Consider the following 20,741-nt stretch of genomic DNA (forward strand, 5'->3'; position numbering starts at 1 on the left):
GAAGCTGCGCCTCCCGTAGCCGCTCCCACGAGGAGGTGCCGTCATGACGGTCATGGAGCAGCGAGGCGGGTACCGGCCATCGCCGCCGCCCGCCTGGCAGCCCCGCATGGACCCCGCGCCGCTGCTGCCCGACGCGGAGCCCTACCGCGTCCTCGGCACCGAGGCCGCCGCGAAGGCCGACCCGGACCTGCTGCGCCGGCTCTACGCCGAGCTGGTGCGGGGCCGTCGGTACAACGTGCAGGCGACCGCGCTCACCAAGCAGGGCCGCCTCGCCGTCTACCCGTCCAGCACCGGCCAGGAGGCCTGCGAGGTCGCCGCCGCGCTGGCCCTTCAGGAGCGTGACTGGCTCTTCCCCAGCTACCGCGACACCCTCGCCGCCGTCGCCCGGGGCGTGGACCCCGTCGAGGCGCTGACCCTGCTGCGCGGCGACTGGCACACCGGCTACGACCCCTACGAGCACCGGGTGGCCCCCCTGTGCACGCCGCTCGCCACCCAGCTGCCGCACGCCGTCGGCCTCGCGCACGCCGCCCGCCTCAAGGGCGACGACGTGGTCGCGCTCGCCATGGTCGGCGACGGCGGCTCCAGCGAGGGCGACTTCCACGAGGCGCTGAACTTCGCCGCCGTATGGCAGGCGCCGGTCGTCTTCCTGGTCCAGAACAACGGCTTCGCGATCTCCGTCCCGCTCGCCAAGCAGACCGCGGCCCCGTCGCTGGCCCACAAGGCCGTCGGCTACGGCATGCCCGGCCGCCTGGTCGACGGCAACGACGCGGCCGCCGTGCACGAGGTGCTGAGCGACGCCGTCCGGCACGCGCGCGCGGGCGGCGGTCCGACGCTGATCGAGGCGATCACCTACCGCATCGACGCCCACACCAACGCCGACGACGCCACCCGCTACCGCGGCGACTCCGAGGTGGAGACCTGGCGCGGGCACGACCCGATCGCGCTCCTGGAGCACGAGCTGACCGAGCGCGGCCTGCTCGACGAGGACGGCAAGCAGGCCGCCCGGGACGCAGCCGAGGCGATGGCCGCCGACCTGCGCGAGCGCATGAACCAGGACCCGGTGCTCGACCCGATGGACCTGTTCGCCCATGTGTACGCCGAGCCGACCCCGCAACTGCGCGAACAGCAGGACCAGTTGCGGGCCGAGCTCGAAGCCGAGTCGGAAGGGTCGCACCGATGACCACCGTCGCCGTCAAGCCGGCCACCATGGCGCAGGCCCTCACCCGCGCGCTGCGCGACGCCATGGCCGCCGACCCCGCCGTGCACGTCATGGGCGAGGACGTCGGCACCCTCGGCGGCGTCTTCCGCGTCACCGACGGCCTCGCCAAGGAGTTCGGCGACGACCGCTGCACGGACACCCCGCTGGCCGAGGCGGGCATCCTCGGCACGGCCGTCGGCATGGCGATGTACGGCCTGCGCCCGGTCGTGGAGATGCAGTTCGACGCGTTCGCCTACCCGGCGTTCGAGCAGCTCATCTCGCACGTCTCGCGCATGCGCAACCGCACCCGCGGCAAGATGCCGCTCCCGATCACCATCCGCGTCCCCTACGGCGGCGGCATCGGCGGCGTCGAGCACCACAGTGACTCCTCCGAGGCCTACTACATGGCCACTCCGGGGCTCCATGTCGTCACACCCGCGACCGTCGCCGACGCCTACGGGCTGCTGCGCGCCGCCATCGCCTCCGACGACCCCGTCGTCTTCCTGGAACCCAAGCGGCTGTACTGGTCGAAGGACTCCTGGAACCCGGAGGACCCCCAGAGCGTTGAACCGATCGGCCGCGCGGTGGTGCGGCGCTCGGGGAGGAGCGCCACGCTCATCACGTACGGCCCGTCGGTGCCCGTCTGCCTCGAAGCCGCCGAGGCGGCGCGGGAGGAGGGGTGGGACCTGGAAGTCGTCGACCTGCGCTCGCTGGTGCCGTTCGACGACGAGACGGTCAGCGCCTCGGTACGGCGGACCGGGCGGGCGGTCGTCGTACACGAGTCGGGCGGGTTCGGCGGACCGGGAGGGGAGATCGCGGCCCGGGTCACGGAGCGCTGCTTCCACCATCTGGAGGCGCCGGTGCTGCGCGTGGCCGGGTTCGACATCCCCTATCCGCCGCCGATGCTGGAGCGTCACCACCTGCCCGGCGTGGACCGGATCCTGGACGCCGTGGGGCGTCTGCAGTGGGAGGCCGAGAGCTGATGGCACAGGTGCTCGAGTTCAAACTCCCCGACCTCGGGGAGGGGCTCACCGAGGCGGAGATCGTGCGCTGGCTGGTGGAGGTCGGCGACGTCGTCGCCGTCGACCAGCCGGTCGTCGAGGTCGAGACGGCCAAGGCGATGGTCGACATCCCCTGTCCCTACGCCGGTGTGGTCACCGCCCGCTTCGGCGAGGAGGGCACGGAGCTGCCCGTCGGGGCGCCGCTGCTGACGGTCGCGGTGGGGGCGCCCGCCGCCGGCGGACCGGCAGCGGGCCCGCGTGAGGGCACGGCCGGGGGCGCGGCCGGGAGTGCGGCCACCTCCGGCGGTACGACCGAGGGCTCCGGGAACGTGCTGGTGGGATACGGCACCTCCGAGGCCCCCTCACGGCGGCGCAGGGTACGGCCGGCGGCTCCGGTGCGGCCGCAGGCGGCCGGTCCCGCGCCCGCCACCGCACCCACCGGCCCCGACCGGACCGGCGCCCGCAACGGCAACCACGAGGGCCCCGTTCCGGTGATCTCCCCCCTGGTGCGCCGCCTCGCCCGCGAGCACGGCCTGGACCTGCGGGAGTTGCACGGTTCCGGACCCGACGGGCTGATCCTGCGGGCGGATGTGGAGTACGCGCTGCGGGCCGCCTCCGTGCAGGAGCGCGCGGCCAAGGCACCGGCGGTCACCCCGGCACCGGCTCCCCCCGCCCACGCCAAGGCCGCCCCCGAAGGCATCCGCACCCCCCTCAAGGGCATCCGCGGCGCCGTGGCCGACAAGCTCTCCCGCAGCCGGCGGGAGATCCCGGACGCGACCTGCTGGGTGGACGCCGACGCGACCGAGCTCATGCGGGCCCGAGCCGCCATGAACGCCGCCGGCGGGCCGAAGATCTCCCTGCTCGCCCTGCTGGCCCGAATCTGCACCGCCGCCCTGGCCCGGTTCCCCGAGCTCAACTCCATGGTCGACATGGAGGCCCGGGAGATCGTCCAGCTCGACCATGTGCACCTCGGGTTCGCCGCGCAGACCGAGCGGGGACTGGTCGTCCCGGTCGTGCGGGACGCGCACGCACGGGACGCGGAGTCGCTGACCGCGGAGTTCGCCCGGCTGACCGAGGCGGCCCGCGCGGGCACCCTCACGCCCGCGGAACTCACCGGCGGGACCTTCACGTTGAACAACTACGGCGTGTTCGGCGTCGACGGCTCCACGCCGATCATCAACCACCCCGAGGCCGCGATGCTGGGCGTCGGCCGCATCATCCCCAAGCCCTGGGTGCACGAGGGAGAGCTGGCGGTGCGGCAGGTCGTCGAGCTCTCGCTCACCTTCGACCACCGGGTCTGCGACGGCGGCACGGCGGGCGGCTTCCTGCGGTACGTCGCGGACTGCGTGGAACAGCCGGCGGTGCTGCTGCGCACGCTGTGACACACCCACCGCGGCCCACCCACCGCGGCCCACTGCCTCCAGCGCGTTCCCTGTGATCGTGGAGGCACGCATACTCGGGGGGTGACCGAGTTCCGACCGCCGGGCGCGCAGGGCGCCGCCGATCCCGGGGGCGACGCCGCGTACGACGCCGTCGTGCTCGCCGGCGGCGGCGCGCGGCGGCTCGGCGGCGTGGACAAGCCCGGGGTGCGCGTGGGCGGTCGGGCGCTGCTCGACCGGGTGCTCGCCGCCTGCGCGGGCGCCCGGACCACCGTCGTCGTCGCCGACCCCCGGCCCACCGCGCGGCCGGTGACCTGGGCGCGCGAGGAACCGCCCGGCGGCGGCCCGGTCGCCGCCCTGGACGCCGGGCTGCGGCACACCACGGCGGACCAGGTCGTGGTCCTCTCGGCAGACCTGCCCTTCCTCGACGAGGGCACGGTACGGCGGCTGCTGGCCGCCCTGCGCACGAGCGGGGCCGACGGCGCGCTGCTCACCGACCCCGGTGGCCGTGACCAGCCGCTCGTCGCCGCCTACCGCGCGCCCACGCTGCGCCGCGTGCTGAATGCGCTCGCCGAGGAACACGACGGCCTCACCGGCCTCCCCCTGCGCCGGCTGACCGGCGCGCTCGAACTCACCCGCGTCCCCGACCCCGTCGCGTCCTTCGACTGCGACACCTGGGACGACATCGCGACCGCCAGGGCACGTATCAGGGAGCATGGGCACGTGTTGGATGAATGGATCTCCGCAGTCAAGGACGAACTGGGCATCGACCTCGATGTCGACACCAAGGTGCTGCTGGACCTCGCCCGCGACGCCGCCCACGGCGTGGCACGGCCCGCGGCCCCGCTGACCACCTTCCTCGTCGGGTACGCGGCAGCGCAGGCCAAGGGAGGCGAAACAGGGCCCGAAGCCGTCGCCGAGGCGTCCCGCAAGGCCGCCGCCCTCGCCCTGCGCTGGGCCGAGGAGGCCGCCGCCGCCAAGTCGGACGCGGCCCCCGACGCCACGCCCGACACCCGCCCGGACGCCGAATGACCGCCCGCGGCATCCAGGCGGACGAGGACGCCGAGGACCTCGACGTCGAGGAGGTGCTCGCTCTCGTGAAGGAAGACAACGGCCACCCCACCCCCGGCGACCACGTGCCCGCACCCACCCCGCACGCCCCCCGCCAGCCGGACCGCCACCACAAGGCCACCCCCTGGCCCGAGGCCCGCGAGATCGCCGCCCGCGCCGCCCGTACGTCCGCCCGGTCCGCCCACCGCGCTCCCGTCTCCGTGCCGCTCGACGCCGCCCTCGGCCTCGCCCTGGCCGCTCCCCTCACCGCCCTCACCGACCTGCCCTCCTTCGACACCTCGGCGATGGACGGCTGGGCGGTCGCGGGCCCCGGCCCCTGGGCCGTACGCGACGAGGGCGTCCTCGCCGGGCACGCCGAGCCCGAGCCGCTCACCGACGGCGAGGCCGTCCGCATCGCCACCGGCGCCCGCATCCCCCCCGACACCACGGCCATCCTCCGCAGCGAGCACGGCCGCACCGACAGCAAGGACCGCCTGCACCCCACCCGGGAGATCGAGCCCGGCCAGGACATCCGCCCACGCGGCCAGGAGTGCCGTAGCGGCGATCAACTGCTCGCCGTCGGCACCCTCGTGACCCCGGCCGTGCTCGGTCTGGCCGCGGCCGCCGGATACGACACCGTCACCGTCGTACCCCGCCCCCGTGTCGAAGTCCTCGTCCTCGGCGACGAGTTGCTCACCGAGGGGCTACCGCATGACGGTCTGATCCGTGACGCCCTGGGCCCGATGCTGCCGCCCTGGCTGCGCGCACTCGGTGCCGAGGTCACCGCCGTACGCCGGCTCGGTGACGACGCCAAGGCCCTGCACCAGGCCCTCACCAGCTCCGACGCCGACCTGATCGTTACAACCGGGGGCACCGCGGCCGGCCCCGTCGACCACGTCCACCCCACCCTCGACCGGATCGGGGCCGAACTCCTCGTGGACGGCGTCAAGGTGCGGCCCGGTCACCCCATGCTGCTGGCGCGCATCAAGGAGAACCAGTACCTCGTCGGTCTGCCCGGCAACCCCCTCGCCGCCGTCTCCGGCCTGCTCACGCTCGCCGAGCCTCTGCTGCGCACCCTCGCCGCCCGACCGGCCCCGGAGCCGTACACGCTGCCCCTGAAGGAGGCGGCGCACGGGCATCCGTACGACACCCGGCTCATCCCCGTCGTGCTGCGCGGGGACCATGCCGTGCCGCTGCACTACCACGGCCCGGCGATGCTGCGCGGGATGGCGGCGGCCGACGCCGTCGCCGTCGTACCACCGGGCGGTGCCCGCGCCGGTCAGGAGACCGAACTGCTCGATCTGCCCTGGGCGACCGCCGGCATCGAGGTGTGTTTCACGTGAAACTTCCGGGCCAGGACGCGATCGCTCGTCAGGCGGAGGAGCGCGTCGCGACCTATCGGGTGAAGCTCCCGAAGAAGATCGTGGAGCACCCGTTCCGTCAGGTCGCCAAGCGGGTCCTGATTGCTCTGACGCTGCTCGTGACGACCGCTTTGATCGTCTACGCCGACCACGAGGGCTACAACGACAGCTCCGACGGTTCCGTCGACCTCCTCGACGCCTTCTACTACGCGACCGTCAGCCTCTCCACCACCGGATACGGCGACATCACCCCGGTCAGTGATGCCGCCCGGCTCACCAACATCTTCGTCATCACGCCCATGCGTGTGCTGTTCCTGATCATCCTGGTCGGCACCACGCTGGAGGTCCTCACCGAGCGGACCCGGGAGGAATGGCGTCTGAACCGCTGGAGGTCCACCTTGCGTGACCACACCGTCGTCGTCGGATTCGGCACGAAGGGGCGTTCGGCGATCCAGACCGTCTGTGCGACCGGCCTCCGGAAGGACCAGGTCGTCGTGGTCGACCCGAGTTCCAAGGTGGTCGACGCGGCGGTCGCCGACGGATACGCCGGTGTCGTGGGCGACGCGACGCGCAGCGAGGTGCTGAAGCGGGCCGAGGTGCACAAGGCGCGGAAGATCATCATCGCGACCCAGCGGGACGACACCGCCGTCCTGGTGACGCTGACGGCCCGGCAGCTCAACCGCGGTGCGAAGATCGTGGCCGCGGTGCGCGAGGAGGAGAACGCGCCGCTGCTGAAACAGTCCGGCGCCGACGCGGTCATCACCAGCGCCAGCGCGGCCGGCCGGCTGCTCGGCCTCTCCGTGCTCAGCCCCGCCGCCGGCATGGTCCTGGAGGACCTGATCCAGCAGGGCAGTGGGCTCGACATCGTCGAACGGCCGATCATAAAGGCCGAGGTGGGCAAGACCCCGCGCCAGACGGACGACCTGGTGATCAGCGTCGTACGCGGGCACCGGGTGCTCGGATACGACGATCCGGACGTCGGGACATTGCAGTTGACGGACCGGCTCATCACCATCGTGCGGGCGACGCCCAGCAGTCAGGTGGCGCCCGACGAGCGGCGTCTGCCTCCGGGCATGAAGCCCATCTGACGTCCCGAGGAGGTCATCCGTCGTCCCCGGGGGGTCATCTGACCTCCCCGGGGACGACGGCCTTCTGGCACTCGGCCCGGCTACTTGCGGTTGTACAGCCGCATCGTGATCGGCCCGAAGACCAGCACGAACAGGCCTGCCCAGCCCAGTGACCAGGCGATCTCGTCCGCCGGCCACTGACCCGCCATCAACTCGCGGACGGCCGAGGACAGATGGGTGATCGGGCTGTTGTTGACGAACGCCTGCAGCCAGCCCGGCATGGTCTTCGGGTCGACGAAGACGTTGGACAGGAAGGTGAGCGGGAAGATCACCATCATGCTGACGCCCATCACCGACTTCTCGCTGCGCAGCATCAGCCCGAACATCGTCCAGATCCACGAGAACGCGAACGAGAAGACGATCAGCAGCGCGATCCCGGCGACCACACCGCCGAACCCGCCGTCCGGGCGGTAGCCCAGGATGATGCCGACGGTGAGCATCACGACGGACGCGATCGTGTAGCGCAGGGCGTCGCCGAGCAGATAGCCGACCATCGTCGACGGCCGCCAGATGGGCAGCGACCGGAAGCGGTCGAAGACGCCCTTCTCGATATCGGTGTTCACCGAGACACCGGTGTACATCGTGATCATCACGACCGACATCACGAGAATGCCCGGCAGCAGGAACTGGATGTACTCCTTCGGCGACCCGGCCAGCGCGCCCCCGAACAGGTACGTGTACATCAGCACCATCATGATCGGGAACGCGGTGACGTCGAAGAGCTGCTCCGGCACATGTTTGATCTTCAGGACCGCCCGCCAGCCGAAGGTCAGTGAGGCCGACCACGCGCTGGGGCGCGGCGGCCGCTCCTTGGCGATGAGCAGCGCGGCCAGTGACTCGGTGCTGACCGGTGCGAGGTCCCTGCCCTCGGTGGTCGTCGCGGTGCTCATGCCGCCACCTCGTCCTTCTTGTCGTCGGCGTCGCGGGAGTCGTGCGTGTCGTGTCCGGTGAGGGCGAGGAACACCTCGTCCAGGCTGGGCTGGCCCAGCGAGAAGTTGTCGACGGTGATGCCGGCGCGGGCGAGTTCGTTCAGTGCGCGGGCGGCCTGCTCGGCCGCGGTGTCGTCGCTCGCCGCCGTACCCAGGCGGGCCGTCAGGGCCACGGGGTCGGGCTCCGGCTGCACATGCGCGTCGAGGGCACGGACCAGCAGGTCCGCCGCGAGGGACCGCTGCGCCGGATCGCGCAGCCGCAGATGTACGGAGCCTGCGCCGACGGACGCCTTGAGCTCGCCCTTGGTGCCCTCGGCGATGACCTTGCCGCGGTCGATGACGGCGATCCGGGACGCCAGCTGGTCGGCCTCGTCCAGGTACTGCGTGGTCAGCAGCACGGTGGTGCCCTGGGCGACGACCGCGCGCACGATGTCCCACACCTGGTTGCGGCTGCGCGGATCCAGGCCGGTCGTCGGCTCGTCGAGGAAGAGCAGGTCGGGGGTGTTCAGGATGGAGGCGGCGATGTCGATACGGCGCCGCATGCCGCCGGAGTAGTTCTTGACCTGCTTTCCGGCCGCCTCCGCCAGCCCGAAGGCCTCCAGGAGCTGCCCGGCACGCTCACGCGCCGCGTGCTTGCCGTGTCCGAGGAGCCGGCCCAGCAGGACCAGGTTCTCGGTGCCGGTCAGGTCCTCGTCCACGGACGCGTACTGGCCGGTGAGGCTCACCAGGCTGCGCACCTGGTCGGCCTCGCGGACGACGTCGTGACCGAAGACGTGGGCCTCGCCGCCGTCGGGTCGTAGCAGGGTGGCGAGCATCTTCACCGTGGTGGTCTTGCCGGCGCCGTTCGGGCCGAGGACGCCGTAGACCGTGCCGGCCGGAACGGAGAGATCGACTCCGTCGACGGCCCGGGTCTCGCCGAACGTCTTCACCAGACCCGCGGTCTCGATGGCCAGGCCGGAGGTGTGCTGGCTCATGGTGAGGTGTCCTTCCGCGTGCTTGGGCTACGCATGGGGAGACCTTCACGGTCGCGCAAACTCATCGGTCGCGCACAGGGATTTCTCGCGGGATCCGTCAAGGGACGGAGCGGAATCCGTCAAGGGACGGAGCGGAATCCGTCAAGGGACGGAGCGGAATCCGTCAAGGGACGGAGGGCAAGGGGACGGGCGTCGAGGAGTAGCGTCCTGCCCATGCATGCGATCACGATTCCCGAACCTGGTGGGCCTGAGGCGCTGGTGTGGGACGAGGTCCCCGATCCCGTGCCCGGTGAGGGCGAGGTACTGGTCGAGGTGGCGGCCGGGGCCGTCAACCGCGCCGACCTGCTACAGCGGCAGGGCTTCTACGACCCGCCGCCCGGCGCCTCCCCCTACCCAGGCCTGGAGTGCTCCGGCCGGATCGCCGAGGTCGGCCCCGGTGTCTCCGGCTGGGCCGTCGGCGACGAGGTGTGCGCGCTGCTCGCGGGCGGCGGCTACGCCGAGAAGGTCGCCGTACCGGCCGGCCAGCTGCTGCCCGTGCCCAAGAGCGTGAGCCTCACACAGGCCGCCGCCCTGCCCGAGGTGGTCTGCACGGTCTGGTCGAACGTCTTCATGGTCGCCCACCTGCGCCCCGGCGAGACCCTGCTCGTGCACGGCGGCTCCAGCGGCATCGGCACCATGGCCATCCAGCTCGCCAAGGCCGTCGGTGCCAAGGTCGCCGTGACGGCGGGCACTCAGGACAAGCTCGACCGGTGCGCCGAGCTGGGCGCCGACATCCTGATCAACTACCGGGAGCAGGACTTCGTCGACGAGGTCAAGAAGGCCACCGACGGCGCCGGTGCCGACGTGATCCTCGACAACATGGGCGCCAAGTACCTGGACCCCAACGTCCGGGCCCTCGCCGTCAACGGCCGTCTCGCCATCATCGGCATGCAGGGCGGCGTCAAGGGCGAGCTCAACATCGGCGCGCTCCTGGCCAAGCGCGGCGCCATCACCGCGACCTCACTGCGCGCCCGCCCGCTCACCGAGAAGGCGGCGATCGTCGCGGCCGTACGCGAGCATGTGTGGCCGCTGCTGGAGGCCGGTCACGTACGTCCGGTCGTCGACCGGGAGATCCCGATGCCCGACGCTGCCGAGGCCCACCGGGTGGTGGGGGAGAGCGGGCACGTCGGCAAGGTCCTCCTCGTCACGCCGTAGGGGGCTCAGGGGGAGGTACGGCCTAGCCGCGCCGCAGCCGCAGCCCGACGAAGGCAAGGCCCAGGCCGAGCCCGACGAGCACCAGCCCGGTGCCGAGGGGCAGGACCTGCAGCACGGGCTCGGTCGGGCCCTCGGCGTGGGTGGCGGGCTGCCGTACGGGCCGGGCCGGCACGGCGGAGGCGTGCTGGGTGGGGTCACCGGAGGCGTCCGGACTCTCGTACGCACCGCCGCCGTCGTCCTCGCCCGCCGCCTCCTCCTCCGGCAACCCCGAGCCGTCACCCTCCTCGGCGTCCTCACCGCCGTCCGGCCTCTTCTGCGCCGCCTCCTCGTCCTCCAGCGGAGGCTTCCCCCGACCCGGCCGCTCCCGCCCCTCCCCCGCCTTGCTCCCGGCCCGGGACGGCCGCCCGGAGGGGCTGGGAGAGGAGGCGGCGGGCCCGTGGGCGGAGGAGGCGGGGGACGCCTTGGGCTCCTCGGACGCGGCGGAGGATGCGGAGGGCGCTGCGGAGGTGGTCGCGGAGGCGCTGGGGGCATGCGACCCGGCCACGGCACTGGCGGACGCCTCGGTGTCGGTCCCGGGTTCCGTCGAGGGGACGGCCGCCTGTGTGGACAGCGGCGACTCCATGGGCGCGGTGGAAGCCGTCGGCGTTCCGGTGGAGCCGGTGGGTGCTCCGGTCGGGCCCGTACCAGGCGGGCTCTCGACGCCGTACGACGCCCCGGCCCCGCACACTCCGATGATCAGCCCCACCACCAACAGGAACAGCGTCCCCACCGCCCGCGAGGCCTGCGGGCCCCGCCGGGATCGCCCACGGCGCAGATCCGGTAGGGACCGCCGACCCCGCAGGTCGGGCACGGACCGCCGATCGCGCAGACCCGGCAGGAACCGCCGCCCCCGCAGAGACGGCGGAACCCTCAGAGTGCGCGGAGCCGGCAGCCCCTGAAGCACACGCAGAGACCGCCGACCCCGCAACACCCCCGGCCCCGCCCCGACCCCGCTCGCGGCGCTTGGTCGGGGGGAGGCAGGTGGTCCGCCTATGGCGCTTGGTCGGGGGGAGGCAGGCGGTCCGCCTACGTCGCCCAACCGTGAGGAGTCGGCAGGCCCGCTCACGCCGCCCAACCATGAGGAGTCGGCAGGCCCGCTCACGCCGCCCAACCATGAGGAGCCGGCAGGCCCGCTCACGCCGCCCAACCATGAGGCGGCGGCAAGCCCGCCCACGTCCCCCGGTCGGCCCAGGATCACCGCACCCCGCACGACGCCCCCGGCGGCAGCCGTCGGCGTCGGCCACGACAAGGTGCGCGGGGCACCGCGAGTCGCACGCGGTCGCCCCCGCAGCCCCCGCCGCACCCCCAGCCATGAAGTCATGGAACCACCCTCACCGCACCCCCCATCCCCGGCATTCCGGACTGAGCCACCCGACCGAATCCGGCGCACAATCCGGGTATGTCGATACGACACGGGCTGCTGGCGCTCCTGGAACCGGGTGCCCGCCCCGGCTCACGGCTGCGCGCCGAGTTCCAGACGCGTACGGGCGGGGCCTGGCCGCTGGACGTCGGCCAGGTCCATACGGCTCTCGGCGGGCTGGAGCGGGACGGCCTGGTCGTCCAGGACGGCGTGGACGAGGCGGGGCGGGTGCTGTACGCGCTGACGGAGGCGGGCCGCGTCGAGCTGCGGGCCTGGTTCGCGCGGCCGGTGGAGCGTGCGGCCCCGCCTTGCGACGAACTGGCGATCAAGCTGGTGATGGCGGTCGGGGCGCCCGGCGTCGACGTACGGGAGGTCCTGGAGACCCAGCGTCGGCAGGTGGCCGAGGCACTGCACGGTTATGTGCGGCGGCGGGCCGAGGCGCTGGCGCGGGCGCACGAGCACCCCGAGGAGCTGGCCCGGCTGCTCGTCCTGGAGCAGCTCGTCTTCCAGGCCGAGGCGGAGAGCCGCTGGCTCGACATCTGCGAGGCCCGCCTGCTGCGGCTCACCCGGTCCGAACGGGCCGAAGCCGCCGAGGGCTGACGGAAACTCCCGAGGCGTAAACGGTGGATCTCTCCCCAACGGGGGCACCACGATGATGAGCTGTACGGGTGCGAGAGAATGGCGGCATGGAGATGCCGAGGAACGAAAGGCCGTCCGAGAACCCCCAGATCCTGGTCGTGGGCCAGGACGGGATGGCGCTCACCGGCGGCAACGGAGACGAGGACTCCCGCGAGGTTCCGGTGACGGAGATGGTCGAGCAGCCGGCGAAGGTCATGCGCATCGGCAGCATGATCAAGCAGCTGCTCGAAGAAGTGCGCGCCGCTCCCCTGGACGAGGCGAGCCGGGTCCGGCTGAAGGAGATCCACGCCAGCTCGGTGAAGGAGCTGGAGGACGGTCTGGCCCCGGAGCTCGTAGAGGAGCTGGAGCGGCTCTCCCTGCCGTTCACGGACGAGGCGACCCCGAGCGACGCGGAACTGCGTATCGCGCAGGCCCAGTTGGTCGGCTGGCTGGAGGGCCTCTTCCACGGCATCCAGACCACGCTTTTCGCCCAGCAGATGGCCGCCCGGGCCCAGTTGGAGCAGATGCGCCGCGCCCTCCCGCCGGGCGTCGGCGGTCATGAGGACGGCGAACACCGCCAGGGCGGCCGCTCGGGCGGACCGTACTTGTAGGACACCCGCCACATGTAGGACACCCGCCACATGTAGGACACCCGCCACATGTAGGACACCCGCCACATGTAGGACACCCGCCACATGTAGGTCACCCGCCACATGTAGGTCACCCGCCACATGTAGGACACGCGCTCTTGTAGGGCATCCGCTCTTGTAGGACATCCGCTTCTCACCCGAAGGGCCCGGCAGCCGACGCTGCCGGGCCCTTTCAAGTCGCGGTCATCGCGGCCATCGCGGTCACCGCGGTCGTCACTGGGGGTTGCCCGTCGAGACCTCGAACGTGATCTCCGGCGGGTCGTCCGGGTCGAAGTCCTCCGTACGGGCCTTGGGCGACTGCCGCAGGACGGTGCCCTGGCCGTATGTGTTCTCGTCCACGTCGACCTTCTTGTACTCCCACCCGGCGGCCTTGAGGCATTCGAGGACCGACGGCCAGTACTTGAAGGTGAAGTCCGGCACCTGCACCTTGTCGGGGTCGAGGTAGGACTCCTGCGGCTCGGTGCACTCGGTCGTCTCGATCGTCTTCGTGCTGTCGCCCTCGCGGTAGCCCGCCGCCTTCGTCACCGTCGGGGTGCTGTCCCCGCCCGCGTCCTCGTCGGTGCCCCCGCCGTTCAGCGTCAGCGCCGCGATCAGGCCGCCGACCGCGACGATGGACACGATGATCGAGGCGATGATCACCGGCCGGTTGTTCCTGCCGCCGCCCGAGGGGCCCTGCGGCTGGGGAGAGATGGTGTACGGCGGCGGCGTCGGGTGGCCCGGCTGCGGGGAGTACGCGGCCGGCGCCGGCGTCTGGTAGCCCGGCTGCTGCGGGTAGCCGTACGCCGGTGAGGGCATCGACGGCGGCGGGGTGCCGTACGGGTTCGGCGCCGGGGCCGGCTGGTACGGCGTCTGTACGGGGCCCGAGGGCGGGGGCGTCTGACCGACCGGCGGGAACACCGCGGAGCCGACGCCCTGCCCGCTCTGCGACTGCGCGCCCGGCACGATGCTCGGCGGAGCCGCCTGGAAGGACGCCGCCACGCGCAGGCACTCGGCGCGCATGGCCTCGGCGCTCGGGAAACGCTCGTTCGGGTTCTTCTTCAGCGCGCGGGCGACCAGCGCGTCCACGGCCGGCGGCAGCGCCCGGTTGATCGAGGACGGAGCCAGCGGCTCCTCCTGCACATGCGCGTACGCGATCGCCAGCGGCGAGTCCGCCTCGAACGGCAGCCGGCCGGTGACGAGCTGGAACAGCATGATGCCGACCGAGTAGAGGTCGGAGCGGGCGTCCACGCCGCGGCCCAGCGCCTGTTCCGGCGAGAGGTACTGCGGGGTGCCGACCACCATGCCGGTCTGTGTCATCGACGTCACACCGGACTGCATGGCGCGCGCGATGCCGAAGTCCATCACCTTGACGACGCCGCGCTTGGTCATCATCACGTTGCCCGGCTTGATGTCCCGGTGGACCAGCCCCATCTCGTGGCTGATCTCCAGCGCCGCGAGCACATCGGCGGTGATCTTCAGCGCCTTGTCGGCGGGCATCGCGCCGAACTGCCGTACGTCCTCGTCGAAGACCGAGCTGAGCGGGCGGCCCTCGACGTACTCCATGACGATGTACGGCGTCGTCATGCCGTCCACCTCGTCCTCGCCGGTGTCGAAGACCGAGACGACGTTGGTGTGCGTGAGCTTGGCCACGGCCTGGGCCTCGCGCCGGAAGCGCTCGCGGAACGCCTGCTCGCGGCCGAGCTCGGTGTGCAGCGTCTTGACGGCGACCTGGCGGTCGAGCACCGAGTCGTACGCGAGATGCACCGAGGCCATGCCGCCCTGGCCGAGCAAGTCGCGCAGCTGATAGCGGCCGCCGGCGAGCGCCCGCCCCGCGTAGCGGCCCTGTGCGCCGTCCTGGCTCATCTTCTGCGTCCCCCGTGGCCTCTCCGGCGCCTGTGAGTGCCGTGGATCGTGATCCCGAATGATCCAATGCGCTATTTCCCGGCCAAGTCTGCCCCACGGCACTGACAGGTCAAGCGCGGTGCCCGTTCCGTGACCGTACGCGAAAGAAGCGTCGCGGAAGCGTTACCGGGGGCGTACGGCCGGTACACAGAATTTGCACGAGAGGACGGGGTAGCGGTTTGATGGCCGGTCCGTCTCCGTCCGGTTGGGGCGACCGTCTCGGACCGACGGCATGCGCGGAGGCTGTAGCGTGGCCGACGGAGACCGTAACAACACCGCGCGCACCGCGGGCAGAAACGACGGCGAGGACTGATGGCACAGCAGCAGCGCGCTCAGGGCCCGTCCGACCCCGAGGCGGCTGGCGGCGGTATGTCAGACGCGCCGGAGATGTGGGGTAATGGCGGGCTTGTCGGGGACGGCCGTTATCGGCTGACCCGCAGACTCGGCCGGGGCGGCATGGCCGAGGTGTTCGCGGCCGAGGACGTGCGCCTCGGACGTACCGTGGCGGTCAAGCTGCTGCGCTCCGACCTCGCCGAGGACCCGGTGTCCAAGGCCCGCTTCACGCGCGAGGCCCAGTCGGTGGCCGGCCTCAACCACCACGCGATCGTCGCCGTGTACGACTCCGGCGAGGACGTCGTGGGCGCCCACTCCGTGCCGTACATCGTCATGGAACTGGTCGAGGGCCGCACCATCCGCGACCTCCTCATCAACGCCGAGGCGCCCGGCCCCGAGCAGGCCCTGATCATCGTCTCCGGCGTCCTTGAGGCGCTCGCCTACTCGCACCAGCACGGCATCGTGCACCGCGACATCAAGCCGGCCAACGTCATCATCACCCACAACGGCGCCGTGAAGGTGATGGACTTCGGCATCGCCCGCGCCCTGCACGGCGCGCAGTCGACGATGACGCAGACCGGCATGGTCATGGGCACCCCGCAGTACCTGTCGCCCGAGCAGGCGCTCGGCAAGGCGGTCGACCACCGCTCCGACCTGTACGCGACGGGCTGCCTGCTGTACGAACTCCTCGCGCTGCGCCCGCCGTTCACCGGCGAGACCCCGCTGTCGGTGGTCTACCAGCACGTCCAGGACATCCCGACACCCCCGTCCGAGGTCTCCGACGGCGCGCCGCCGGAGCTCGACGGCCTCGTCATGCGCTCGCTCGCCAAGGAGCCGGACGACCGGTTCCAGACGGCCGAGGAGATGCGCGGCCTCGTCCAGTACGGCCTGCAGATGCTGTACGACCAGGGCGGCCACACCGGCACCTGGAACACCGGCCCGGTGACCGTGCACGAGGGCCGGCACACCCCGGCGGCGGGCTTCGCGCACACGACCGTCATGGGGCATCCCGGCGACGCCGGCGCCGGTACGACGCAGATCCCGCAGCCGATCCTGCCCACCGGGTACGGCGGCGGGGACGACGGTGGCTTCGAGGGCCACGGCAACAAGGGCAGCGGCCGTGGCAAGCTGTGGATCCTCGCCGTCCTCGCGGTGATCGCCATCGCGGCGGGTGTCGCGCTGGCGCTGAACAACGGCAACGGCACCAAGGGCGGCTCCGACACCACGCAGTCGCCGACCACCTCGCAGACCAAGGACGAGGACAAGGCCAGCGAGACGCCGAGCGACGAGGCGACCGAGGAGCCGACCGACGACTACACGGACGACGGCACCGGCACGGGCACCGACCCGGACTACTCGCCCACGCCCGAACCGTCGTACGAGCCGACCGAGACGGCCACGCAGGGGCCCACCGAGACACCGACCACGGCCGAGCCGACGGAGGAGCCGACCGAGGAGCCGACGGAGGAGCCGACGGAGGACCCGACCACGCCGCCGACCCTGCCGACGGCGCCCACGGACGGCACCGGCGGCTGACCGGTCCGCCGCACCGTCCCGCCGCGAAACGCCGAAAGACCCCCACGCGCGCGTGCGACCCGGAAACGGGCTGCACGCGCGTGTGCTGTTTTTACGCTGTTCACGGCGAAATTCTTGATCGTCTTCCGCGTGGCCGGAATCCGCCCACGCGATCTCCTCCTCGGTGACTCTTCCCGTGACCTGGGTCACCGATATAACGTGCCGTTGTTCCGGCCCCCTGCAAGGCTGTGACCAGGACTTGTTCCGGACTTTGGCGATTTACTTGGAAATCCAAGCAAAATCGCAGGTCAGGAGGGGTTTCACAGAAATGTGGAGCACTGGGTAACGTGCCTTTTGCAGGGCGCTCGCCGGGGCACCTGTCACGCCTGTCCCCATCGAGCCGCACCCCACCCCGTGCGTCCGAGGGCCGCAGGTGAGCCGCACTGGCGCCCGGCGAACCCGGGAGCCGGACCGACGGAGGAGCACACGTGACCGTGGAGAGCACTGCCGCGCGCAAGCCGCGACGCAGCGCCGGTACCAAGAGCACGGCCGGCAAGACCACAGCCGCAAAGAAATCGCCAGGCACGGACCCCGAGCTCGTACAGCTGCTGACGCCCGAGGGCAGGCGCGTCAAGAGCGCCCAGTACGACAGGTACGTCGCCGGCATCACCCCCGAAGAGCTTCGCGGGCTCTACCGCGACATGGTGCTCACCCGCCGCTTCGACGCCGAGGCCACCTCCCTGCAGCGCCAGGGCGAGCTGGGCCTGTGGGCGTCGCTGCTCGGCCAGGAGGCCGCCCAGATCGGCTCCGGCCGGGCCACCCGCGAGGACGACTACGTCTTCCCCACCTACCGTGAGCATGGCGTCGCCTGGTGCCGTGGGGTCGACCCGACCAACCTGCTGGGCATGTTCCGCGGCGTGAACAACGGCGGCTGGGACCCGAACAGCAACAACTTCCACCTCTACACGATCGTCATCGGCTCCCAGACGCTGCACGCCACGGGCTATGCGATGGGCGTGGCCAAGGACGGCGCGGACAGCGCGGTGATCGCCTACTTCGGCGACGGCGCCTCCAGCCAGGGCGACGTGGCGGAATCGTTCACCTTCTCCGCGGTCTACAACGCCCCCGTGGTGTTCTTCTGCCAGAACAACCAGTGGGCGATCTCCGAGCCGACCGAGAAGCAGACCCGCGTGCCGCTCTACCAGCGCGCACAGGGCTTCGGCTTCCCCGGCGTCCGCGTCGACGGCAACGACGTCCTGGCGTGCCTCGCCGTGACGAAGTGGGCGCTGGAGCGCGCCCGCGGCGGCGAGGGACCGACGCTGGTCGAGGCGTACACGTACCGCATGGGCGCCCACACCACCTCCGACGACCCCACCCGCTACCGGGGTGACGAGGAGCGCCTGGCCTGGGAGGCGAAGGACCCGATCCTGCGCCTTCGCCGCTACCTGGAGGCTTCAAACCACGCGGACGAGGGATTCTTCGCGGAACTGGAGGCCGAGAGCGAGGCGTTGGGCAAACGAGTGCGCGAGGCGGTCCGCGCCATGCCGGACCCGGACCACTTCGCCATCTTCGAGAACGTGTACGCGGACGGGCATGCGCTCGTCGACGAGGAGCGCGCCCAGTTCGCCGCCTACCAGGCGTCGTTCGCGGACGTAGAGGGGGCCTGACATGGCAGCGGAGACAGTCAAGGCTGTGACATCGAAGAGCATGGCTCTGGCCAAGGCGATCAACGAGTCGCTGCGCCGCGCCCTGGACACCGACCCCAAGGTCCTCGTCATGGGCGAGGACGTCGGCAAGCTCGGCGGCGTCTTCCGTGTGACGGACGGCCTCCAGAAGGACTTCGGCGAGAGCCGGGTCATCGATACCCCGCTCGCGGAGTCGGGCATCGTCGGCACCGCGATCGGCCTGGCCCTGCGCGGTTACCGCCCGGTCGTGGAGATCCAGTTCGACGGCTTCGTCTTCCCGGCGTACGACCAGATCGTCACGCAGCTGGCGAAGATGCACGCCCGCTCGCTGGGCAAGGTCAAGCTCCCGGTCGTCGTCCGCATCCCCTACGGCGGCGGCATCGGCGCGGTCGAGCACCACTCGGAGTCCCCCGAGGCACTCTTCGCGCACGTGGCGGGCCTGAAGATCGTCAGCCCCTCCAACGCGTCGGACGCGTACTGGATGATGCAGCAGGCCATCCAGAGCGACGACCCGGTGATCTTCTTCGAGCCCAAGCGGCGCTACTGGGACAAGGGCGAGGTCAACACCGAAGCCATCCCGGGCCCGCTGCACAAGGCGAAGGTCGTCCGCGAGGGCACGGACCTCACCCTGGCCGCGTACGGCCCGATGGTGAAGCTCTGCCAGGAGGTCGCCGACGCGGCCGCCGAGGAGGGCAGGAACCTGGAGGTCCTGGACCTGCGCTCGGTCTCTCCGATCGACTTCGACTCCATCCAGGCCTCCGTCGAGAAGACCCGCCGCCTGGTCGTGGTCCACGAGGCACCGGTGTTCTTCGGCTCCGGCGCGGAGATCGCCGCCCGGATCACGGAGCGCTGCTTCTACCACCTGGAGGCCCCGGTGCTGCGGGTGGGCGGTTACCACGCCCCCTATCCGCCGGCGCGCCTGGAGGAGGAGTACCTGCCGGGCCTGGACCGGGTGCTCGACGCCGTCGACCGTGCCCTGGCGTACTGAGGAGAGGGTCGTGACGACGATGACGGAAGCGTCCGTGCGCGAGTTCAAGATGCCCGACGTGGGCGAGGGACTCACCGAGGCCGAGATCCTCAAGTGGTACGTCCAGCCGGGCGACACGGTCACCGACGGGCAGGTGGTGTGCGAGGTCGAGACGGCCAAGGCGGCCGTCGAGCTCCCCATCCCGTACGACGGGGTGGTCCGCGAGCTGCACTTCCCCGAGGGCACCACGGTGGACGTCGGTACGGCGATCATCGCGGTGGACGTGGCGGGCGGGACGGCGGCTGCCGCCGAGGCGCCGGCCGCTCCGGCCCAGGCTCCGCAGGAGGAGGCCAAGCCGCAGGGCCGCCAGCCGGTGCTGGTGGGCTACGGCGTGGCCGCCTCCTCGACCAAGCGCCGCCCGCGCAAGGGCGCGGAGACCCCGCGCCAGGAGCCCTCGACGGCGGCCCAGGCACTGCAGTCCGAGCTGAACGGGCACGGTCCCGCGGCTGTGGAAAAGTCCCGCCCGCTGGCGAAGCCGCCGGTGCGCAAGCTCGCGAAGGACCTGGGCGTCGACCTGGCCACGGTGACTCCCACCGGCCCCGACGGCATCATCACGCGCGAGGACGTCCACGCGGCGGCGGCCCCGTCGGCCCCGGCCGCCGAGCCGGTGCCCCAGGCCGCCCCGGCCGCCGCTCAGGCCGCCGCCCCGGCGCCGGTGGCCACGTACGACACCGCCCGTGAGACCCGTGTCCCCGTGAAGGGCGTCCGCAAGGCGACTGCGGCGGCGATGGTCGGCTCGGCGTTCACGGCCCCGCATGTCACGGAGTTCGTGACGGTGGACGTGACCCGCACGATGAAGCTGGTCGAGGAGCTCAAGGAGGACAAGGAGTTCGCGGGCCTGCGCGTGAACCCCCTGCTGCTGATCGCCAAGGCCCTGCTGGTCGCGATCAGGCGCAACCCGGACATCAACGCGTCCTGGGACGAGGCCAACCAGGAGATCGTGCAGAAGCACTACGTCAACCTGGGCATCGCGGCGGCGACCCCGCGTGGCCTGATCGTCCCGAACATCAAGGACGCCCACGCCAAGACGCTCCCGCAACTGGCCGAGGCGCTCGGTGAGTTGGTGGCGACGGCACGGGAGGGCAAGACCAGCCCCGCCGCGATGCAGGGCGGCACGGTCACCATCACCAACGTCGGCGTCTTCGGCGTCGACACCGGCACCCCGATCCTCAACCCCGGCGAGTCCGCGATCCTCGCGGTCGGCGCGATCAAGCTCCAGCCGTGGGTGCACAAGGGCAAGGTGAAGCCGCGTCAGGTCACGACCCTGGCGCTCAGCTTCGACCACCGCTTGGTGGACGGCGAGTTGGGCTCCAAGGTGCTGGCCGATGTGGCGGCGATCCTGGAGCAGCCGAAGCGGCTGATCACCTGGGCGTGAACCGAGGACGGCCCCCGCATCGAGCGGGGGCCGTCGTGGTTTCCG

17 protein-coding genes are annotated in these 20,741 nt (G+C 71.8%); 13 read left to right on the forward strand and 4 right to left on the reverse strand.

Annotation, left to right across the window (positions count from 1 at the left end; all coding sequences use genetic code 11):
- The first annotated feature begins 43 nt into the window (after window positions 1-43).
- From pdhA (AQI70_RS07185) to AQI70_RS07210, 6 genes are all read left to right on the forward strand, one after another.
- Entirely contained in the window at window positions 44-1,180 is a 1,137-nt protein-coding gene (gene pdhA, locus AQI70_RS07185) for a pyruvate dehydrogenase (acetyl-transferring) E1 component subunit alpha (RefSeq protein ID WP_062145630.1), read from the forward strand.
- Window positions 1,177-2,181 carry an alpha-ketoacid dehydrogenase subunit beta gene (locus tag AQI70_RS07190; RefSeq protein WP_062145632.1) on the forward strand — a complete coding sequence of 335 codons (1,005 nt, stop codon included), beginning with the start codon at window positions 1,177-1,179 and terminating at the stop codon, window positions 2,179-2,181. Before pdhA (AQI70_RS07185) ends, AQI70_RS07190 begins: the two co-directional genes overlap by 4 nt.
- Entirely contained in the window at window positions 2,181-3,581 is a 1,401-nt protein-coding gene (locus tag AQI70_RS07195; RefSeq protein WP_062145634.1) for a dihydrolipoamide acetyltransferase family protein, read from the forward strand. Before AQI70_RS07190 ends, AQI70_RS07195 begins: the two co-directional genes overlap by 1 nt.
- Window positions 3,582-3,662: 81 nt before the next feature.
- Window positions 3,663-4,610 carry an NTP transferase domain-containing protein gene (locus AQI70_RS07200; protein WP_062145636.1) on the forward strand — a complete coding sequence of 316 codons (948 nt, stop codon included), beginning with the start codon at window positions 3,663-3,665 and terminating at the stop codon, window positions 4,608-4,610.
- Window positions 4,607-5,971, forward strand: a complete 1,365-nt coding sequence (locus AQI70_RS07205) for a molybdopterin molybdotransferase MoeA (protein ID WP_062145638.1) — start codon at window positions 4,607-4,609, stop codon at window positions 5,969-5,971. The genes AQI70_RS07200 and AQI70_RS07205 overlap by 4 nt, the downstream gene beginning before the upstream one ends.
- Window positions 5,968-7,077 (forward strand): potassium channel family protein, encoded by a 1,110-nt coding sequence (locus AQI70_RS07210; protein ID WP_062145640.1) that lies wholly within the window; start codon window positions 5,968-5,970, stop codon window positions 7,075-7,077. The genes AQI70_RS07205 and AQI70_RS07210 overlap by 4 nt, the downstream gene beginning before the upstream one ends.
- An 80-nt stretch (window positions 7,078-7,157) precedes the next feature.
- Here AQI70_RS07210 and AQI70_RS07215 read toward each other — a convergent pair whose 3' ends face one another.
- Window positions 7,158-8,006, reverse strand: a complete 849-nt coding sequence (locus AQI70_RS07215; protein WP_003999634.1) for an ABC transporter permease — start codon at window positions 8,004-8,006, stop codon at window positions 7,158-7,160.
- A complete protein-coding gene (locus tag AQI70_RS07220; RefSeq protein WP_062145642.1) occupies window positions 8,003-9,019 on the reverse strand; it encodes an ATP-binding cassette domain-containing protein in 1,017 nt (338 codons plus the stop codon). The genes AQI70_RS07215 and AQI70_RS07220 overlap by 4 nt, the downstream gene beginning before the upstream one ends.
- Before the next feature lie 213 nt (window positions 9,020-9,232).
- Between AQI70_RS07220 and AQI70_RS07225 the strand changes: the two genes are divergently transcribed.
- Window positions 9,233-10,213 carry an NAD(P)H-quinone oxidoreductase gene (locus AQI70_RS07225; protein ID WP_062145644.1) on the forward strand — a complete coding sequence of 327 codons (981 nt, stop codon included), beginning with the start codon at window positions 9,233-9,235 and terminating at the stop codon, window positions 10,211-10,213.
- 22 nt (window positions 10,214-10,235) lie between these two features.
- On the opposite strand, the gene AQI70_RS40595 is transcribed toward AQI70_RS07225, so the two are convergent.
- Window positions 10,236-10,982, reverse strand: a complete 747-nt coding sequence (locus tag AQI70_RS40595; RefSeq protein ID WP_159042625.1) for a hypothetical protein — start codon at window positions 10,980-10,982, stop codon at window positions 10,236-10,238.
- A 669-nt stretch (window positions 10,983-11,651) separates the two neighbouring features.
- On the opposite strand from AQI70_RS40595, the gene AQI70_RS07235 reads away from it, so the two are divergent.
- A complete protein-coding gene (locus AQI70_RS07235; protein ID WP_062145648.1) occupies window positions 11,652-12,212 on the forward strand; it encodes a PadR family transcriptional regulator in 561 nt (186 codons plus the stop codon).
- Between the two features lie 86 nt (window positions 12,213-12,298).
- The gene (locus tag AQI70_RS07240) at window positions 12,299-12,841 is read left to right on the forward strand and encodes a bacterial proteasome activator family protein (RefSeq protein ID WP_003999629.1); all 543 of its coding nucleotides are present in this window, start codon (window positions 12,299-12,301) and stop codon (window positions 12,839-12,841) included.
- Window positions 12,842-13,093: 252 nt separating this feature from the next.
- Here the strand turns inward: AQI70_RS07240 and AQI70_RS07245 are convergent, their stop codons facing one another.
- Entirely contained in the window at window positions 13,094-14,722 is a 1,629-nt protein-coding gene (locus AQI70_RS07245) for a protein kinase domain-containing protein (protein WP_062145650.1), read from the reverse strand.
- A gap of 351 nt (window positions 14,723-15,073) precedes the next feature.
- Between AQI70_RS07245 and AQI70_RS07250 the strand changes: the two genes are divergently transcribed.
- From AQI70_RS07250 to AQI70_RS07265, 4 genes are all read left to right on the forward strand, one after another.
- On the forward strand, window positions 15,074-16,630 hold the full coding sequence (locus AQI70_RS07250; RefSeq protein ID WP_062145652.1) for a protein kinase domain-containing protein: 1,557 nt from the start codon (window positions 15,074-15,076) through the stop codon (window positions 16,628-16,630).
- Window positions 16,631-17,097: 467 nt separating this feature from the next.
- On the forward strand, window positions 17,098-18,276 hold the full coding sequence (gene pdhA, locus AQI70_RS07255; protein ID WP_062145654.1) for a pyruvate dehydrogenase (acetyl-transferring) E1 component subunit alpha: 1,179 nt from the start codon (window positions 17,098-17,100) through the stop codon (window positions 18,274-18,276).
- Window position 18,277: 1 nt separating this feature from the next.
- Entirely contained in the window at window positions 18,278-19,282 is a 1,005-nt protein-coding gene (locus tag AQI70_RS07260) for an alpha-ketoacid dehydrogenase subunit beta (RefSeq protein WP_062145656.1), read from the forward strand.
- A 10-nt stretch (window positions 19,283-19,292) separates the two neighbouring features.
- The gene (locus AQI70_RS07265) at window positions 19,293-20,696 is read left to right on the forward strand and encodes a dihydrolipoamide acetyltransferase family protein (RefSeq protein WP_062145658.1); all 1,404 of its coding nucleotides are present in this window, start codon (window positions 19,293-19,295) and stop codon (window positions 20,694-20,696) included.
- The last annotated feature ends 45 nt before the right edge of the window (window positions 20,697-20,741 follow it).

Origin of the sequence: Streptomyces curacoi, assembly GCF_001513975.1 — a bacterium.
Taxonomy (GTDB): Bacteria; Actinomycetota; Actinomycetes; order Streptomycetales; family Streptomycetaceae; genus Streptomyces; species Streptomyces curacoi.

Bases quoted from the DNA above. Each gene is read 5' to 3' on its own strand.
- pdhA (WP_062145630.1), top strand. From the start codon at position 44: ATGACGGTCATGGAGCAGCGAGGCGGGTACCGGCCATCGCCGCCGCCC.
- AQI70_RS07190 (WP_062145632.1), top strand. From the start codon at position 1,177: ATGACCACCGTCGCCGTCAAGCCGGCCACCATGGCGCAGGCCCTCACC.
- AQI70_RS07195 (WP_062145634.1), top strand. From the start codon at position 2,181: ATGGCACAGGTGCTCGAGTTCAAACTCCCCGACCTCGGGGAGGGGCTC.
- AQI70_RS07205 (WP_062145638.1), top strand. From the start codon at position 4,607: ATGACCGCCCGCGGCATCCAGGCGGACGAGGACGCCGAGGACCTCGAC.
- AQI70_RS07215 (WP_003999634.1), bottom strand. From the start codon at position 8,006: ATGAGCACCGCGACGACCACCGAGGGCAGGGACCTCGCACCGGTCAGC.
- AQI70_RS07220 (WP_062145642.1), bottom strand. From the start codon at position 9,019: ATGAGCCAGCACACCTCCGGCCTGGCCATCGAGACCGCGGGTCTGGTG.
- AQI70_RS07225 (WP_062145644.1), top strand. From the start codon at position 9,233: ATGCATGCGATCACGATTCCCGAACCTGGTGGGCCTGAGGCGCTGGTG.
- AQI70_RS07235 (WP_062145648.1), top strand. From the start codon at position 11,652: ATGTCGATACGACACGGGCTGCTGGCGCTCCTGGAACCGGGTGCCCGC.
- AQI70_RS07240 (WP_003999629.1), top strand. From the start codon at position 12,299: ATGGAGATGCCGAGGAACGAAAGGCCGTCCGAGAACCCCCAGATCCTG.
- AQI70_RS07245 (WP_062145650.1), bottom strand. From the start codon at position 14,722: ATGAGCCAGGACGGCGCACAGGGCCGCTACGCGGGGCGGGCGCTCGCC.
- AQI70_RS07250 (WP_062145652.1), top strand. From the start codon at position 15,074: ATGGCACAGCAGCAGCGCGCTCAGGGCCCGTCCGACCCCGAGGCGGCT.
- AQI70_RS07260 (WP_062145656.1), top strand. From the start codon at position 18,278: ATGGCAGCGGAGACAGTCAAGGCTGTGACATCGAAGAGCATGGCTCTG.